Origin of the sequence: Streptomyces sp. 8L (assembly GCF_020176795.1) — a bacterium.
In the GTDB taxonomy this organism is placed as follows: Bacteria; Actinomycetota; Actinomycetes; order Streptomycetales; family Streptomycetaceae; genus Streptomyces.
On sequence record NZ_JAIUKE010000221.1, the window covers coordinates 1 to 4,030 of the forward strand.

1 protein-coding gene is annotated in these 4,030 nt (G+C 68.4%); it reads left to right on the plus strand.

Annotated elements, in window-relative coordinates:
• The first annotated feature begins 359 nt into the window (after positions 1 to 359).
• Complete coding sequence (gene dnaE / locus LCE31_RS19350) at positions 360 to 3,899, plus strand: DNA polymerase III subunit alpha (RefSeq protein WP_225015824.1); 3,540 nt, start codon at positions 360 to 362, stop codon at positions 3,897 to 3,899.
• Positions 3,900 to 4,030 lie beyond the last annotated feature (131 nt).

A 4,030-nucleotide genomic window follows, 5' to 3' on the forward strand; every position in this document is an offset into this window, starting at 1 on the left:
GGGGGGGGCCGCCGCCCCCCCCCCCCCCCCCGGCCGTGGCCGGGGCGGCGGGCGGCCGGCCCGCCCCCCCCCCCCCCCCGCCCCCCAGGCAACGCCCGGGGCCCGTGCCGAGTGCCCGGAACGCGCCGGGAGGCCGGAGGCGCGCCACGCGGGAGACGGGAGAGCGGGAGACGGGAGTGTAGGAGGACGGGGCGGGAGAGGCGTGCGGGGCCGCGCCCGGCGGCCCGGAAGGAGTACACGCGGGGCCCGCCGGCGGCCGCCGCCGATCCGGACGTACGCCCCGCGGCTGTCAGTGCCGGGTCGTAGACTCCACGACGTCGCCGGAGACAGATCCCGAAGCGCCCGCTGGAGGCCCCACCGTGACCAAGCCGCCGTTCACGCACCTGCACGTGCACACCCAGTACTCGCTGCTGGACGGTGCCGCGCGGTTGTCCGACATGTTCTCCGCCGCCAAGGAGATGGGCATGTCGCACATTGCGATGACGGACCACGGCAATCTCCACGGCGCGTACGACTTCTTCCATCAGGCGAAGAAGGCGGAGGTCACGCCGATCATCGGGATCGAGGCCTATGTGGCCCCCGAGTCGCGCAAGCACAAGCGCAAGATCCAGTGGGGCCAGCCGCACCAGAAGCGCGACGACGTGTCGGGTTCCGGCGGCTACACGCACAAGACGATCTGGGCGGCGAACGCGACGGGGCTGCACAACCTCTTCCGGCTGTCGTCCGACGCGTACGCGGAGGGCTGGCTCCAGAAGTGGCCGCGTATGGACAAGGAGACCCTCTCGAAGTGGTCGGAGGGGCTGATCGCGTCCACCGGCTGCCCGTCGGGCGAGCTCCAGACGCGGCTGCGGCTCGGCCAGAAGGAGGAGGCACTCAAGGCCGCCGCCGAGTATCAGGACATCTTCGGCAAGGACCGGTACTTCCTCGAACTGATGGACCACGGCATCGAGATCGAGAGCCGGGTCCGCGACGGGCTGCTGGAGATCGGGAAGAAGCTCGGCATCCCCCCGCTGGTCACGAACGACTCGCACTACACGTACGCGCAGGAGGCCACGGCGCACGACGCGCTGCTGTGCATCCAGACCGGCAAGAACCTCTCCGACCCGGACCGCTTCCGGTTCGACGGCACGGGCTACTACCTGAAGTCGACCGAGGAGATGTACGCGATCGACTCGTCGGACGCGTGGCAGCAGGGCTGTGCGAACACCCTCCTGGTGGCGGAGCAGATCGACACCACCGGCATGTTCGAGAAGCGCGACCTGATGCCGAAGTTCGACATCCCCGAGGGCTTCACCGAGATCACCTGGTTCCAGGAGGAGGTGAAGCGCGGCATGGCCCGCCGCTACCCGGGCGGTGTTCCCGACGACCGGCAGAAGCAGGCCGAGTACGAGATGGACATCATCATCCAGATGGGGTTCCCCGGCTACTTCCTCGTGGTCGCCGACTTCATCATGTGGGCCAAGAACAACGGCATCGCGGTGGGTCCCGGCCGAGGCTCCGCGGCCGGTTCGATCGTCGCGTACGCCATGGGCATCACCGACCTCGACCCGATCACGCACGGGCTGATCTTCGAGCGGTTCCTGAACCCCGAGCGCATCTCCATGCCCGACGTCGACATCGACTTCGACGAACGCAGGCGCGTCGAGGTCATCCGGTACGTGACGGAGAAGTACGGCGCCGACAAGGTCGCCATGATCGGCACGTACGGCAAGATCAAGGCGAAGAACGCCATCAAGGACTCGGCGCGCGTGCTGGGTTACCCGTACGCGATGGGCGACCGGCTCACGAAGGCGATGCCCGCCGACGTCCTCGGCAAGGGCATCGACCTCTCCGGCATCACCGACCCGAAGCACCCGCGCTACGGCGAGGCGGGCGAGATCCGGGGGATGTACGAGAACGAGCCGGACGTCAAGAAGGTCATCGACACCGCCAAGGGCGTCGAGGGCCTGGTGCGGCAGATGGGCGTGCACGCCGCGGGCGTCATCATGTCCAGCGAGCCCATCGTCGACCACGCGCCGGTCTGGGTCCGGCACACGGACAACGTCACCATCACGCAGTGGGACTACCCGCAGTGCGAGTCGCTCGGCCTGCTGAAGATGGACTTCCTCGGCCTGCGCAACCTGACGATCATGGACGACGCCGTCAAGATGGTGAAGTCCAACAAGGGGAGGGACCTCGACCTCCTCGCCATCCCGCTGGACGACCCGAAGACGTACGAGCTGCTGTGCCGGGGCGACACGCTCGGCGTCTTCCAGTTCGACGGCGGGCCTATGCGGTCCCTGCTGCGGCTGATGAAGCCCGACAACTTCGAGGACATCTCCGCCGTGTCGGCCCTGTACCGGCCGGGCCCGATGGGCATGAACTCGCACACGAACTACGCGCTCCGCAAGAACGGCCAGCAGGAGATCACGCCGATCCACCCGGAGCTCGAAGAGCCTCTGCGGGAGGTTCTGGGCCTGACCCACGGCCTGATCGTGTACCAGGAGCAGGTCCAGAAGGCGGCGCAGATCGTCGCCGGGTACTCGCTCGGCGAGGCCGACATCCTGCGCCGCGTGATGGGCAAGAAGAAGGCCGACGAGCTCGCGAAGAACTTCGTCCTCTTCCAGGAGGGCGCGCGCAAGAACAAGTACTCGGACGAGGCGATCCAGGCGCTGTGGGACGTGCTGGTCCCGTTCGCCGGATACGCGTTCAACAAGGCGCACTCGTCGGCGTACGGCCTGGTCACCTACTGGACGGCGTACCTCAAGGCCAACTATCCGGCCGAGTACATGGCCGCGCTGCTCACCTCGGTGAAGGACGACAAGGACAAGTCGGCCGTCTACCTCAACGAGTGCCGGCGCATGGGCATCAAGGTGCTGCCGCCCAACGTCAACGAGTCGCAGCCGAACTTCGCCGCGCAGGGTGACGACGTGATCCTGTTCGGCCTGACGGCCGTGCGCAACGTCGGCCAGAACGTGGTGGATTCGATCATCCGGAGCCGGAAGGCGAAGGGGAAGTACAGCACCTTCCCCGACTTCCTTGACAAGGTCGAGGCCGTGGTGTGCAACAAGCGCACGGTCGAGTCCCTGATCAAGGCCGGCGCGTTCGACGAGATGGGGCACACCCGCAAGGGCCTCGTCGCCCACCACGAACCGATGATCGACAACGTGGTGCAGGTCAAGCGCAAGGAGGCCGAGGGCCAGTTCGACCTGTTCGGCGGCGCGGGCGAGACGGAGTCCGACGAGCCGGGCTTCGGGCTCGACGTGGAGTTCTCCGACGTCGAGTGGGACAAGTCCTACCTGCTCGCGCAGGAGCGGGAGATGCTCGGCCTGTACGTGTCCGACCACCCGCTGTTCGGCATCGAGCACATCCTCTCCGACAAGTCCGACGCGGCGATCTCCCAGTTGACCGCCGGCGAGCACGCGGACGGCGCGGTCGTCACGATCGGCGGCATCATCTCGGGCCTCCAGCGCAAGATGACCAAGCAGGGCAACGCGTGGGCCATCGCGACCGTCGAGGACCTCGCGGGCTCCATCGAGTGCATGTTCTTCCCGGCCACGTACCAACTGGTGTCGACGCAGCTGGTGGAGGACACCGTCGTCTTCGTCAAGGGCCGCCTGGACAAGCGCGAGGACATCCCCCGGCTCGTCGCGATGGAGATGTCCGTGCCCGACCTGTCCAACGCGGGCACCAACGCGCCCGTCACCATCACGATCCCCACCGTGCGGGTCACGCCGCCGATGGTCAGCCGGCTCGGCGAGATCCTCGGCAACCACCGCGGCAACTCCGAGGTGCGGATCAAGCTCCAGGGCGCACGCAAGACGACCGTGCTCCGGCTCGACCGGCACCGGGTGCAGCCCGACCCCGCGCTGTTCGGTGACCTGAAGGTGCTGCTCGGCCCGTCCTGCCTGGCGGGCTGACCGGCACGGGACGCACCCGGCCGAACGCACAGCCGGCCGAGCGCACAGCCGCCGAGGGGCGCGCCCGCGATGGCGGGCGCGCCCCTCGCGCCAGCCCCGGTGCGTCCGCCCCCGGTGACGGCTCGGCCGCT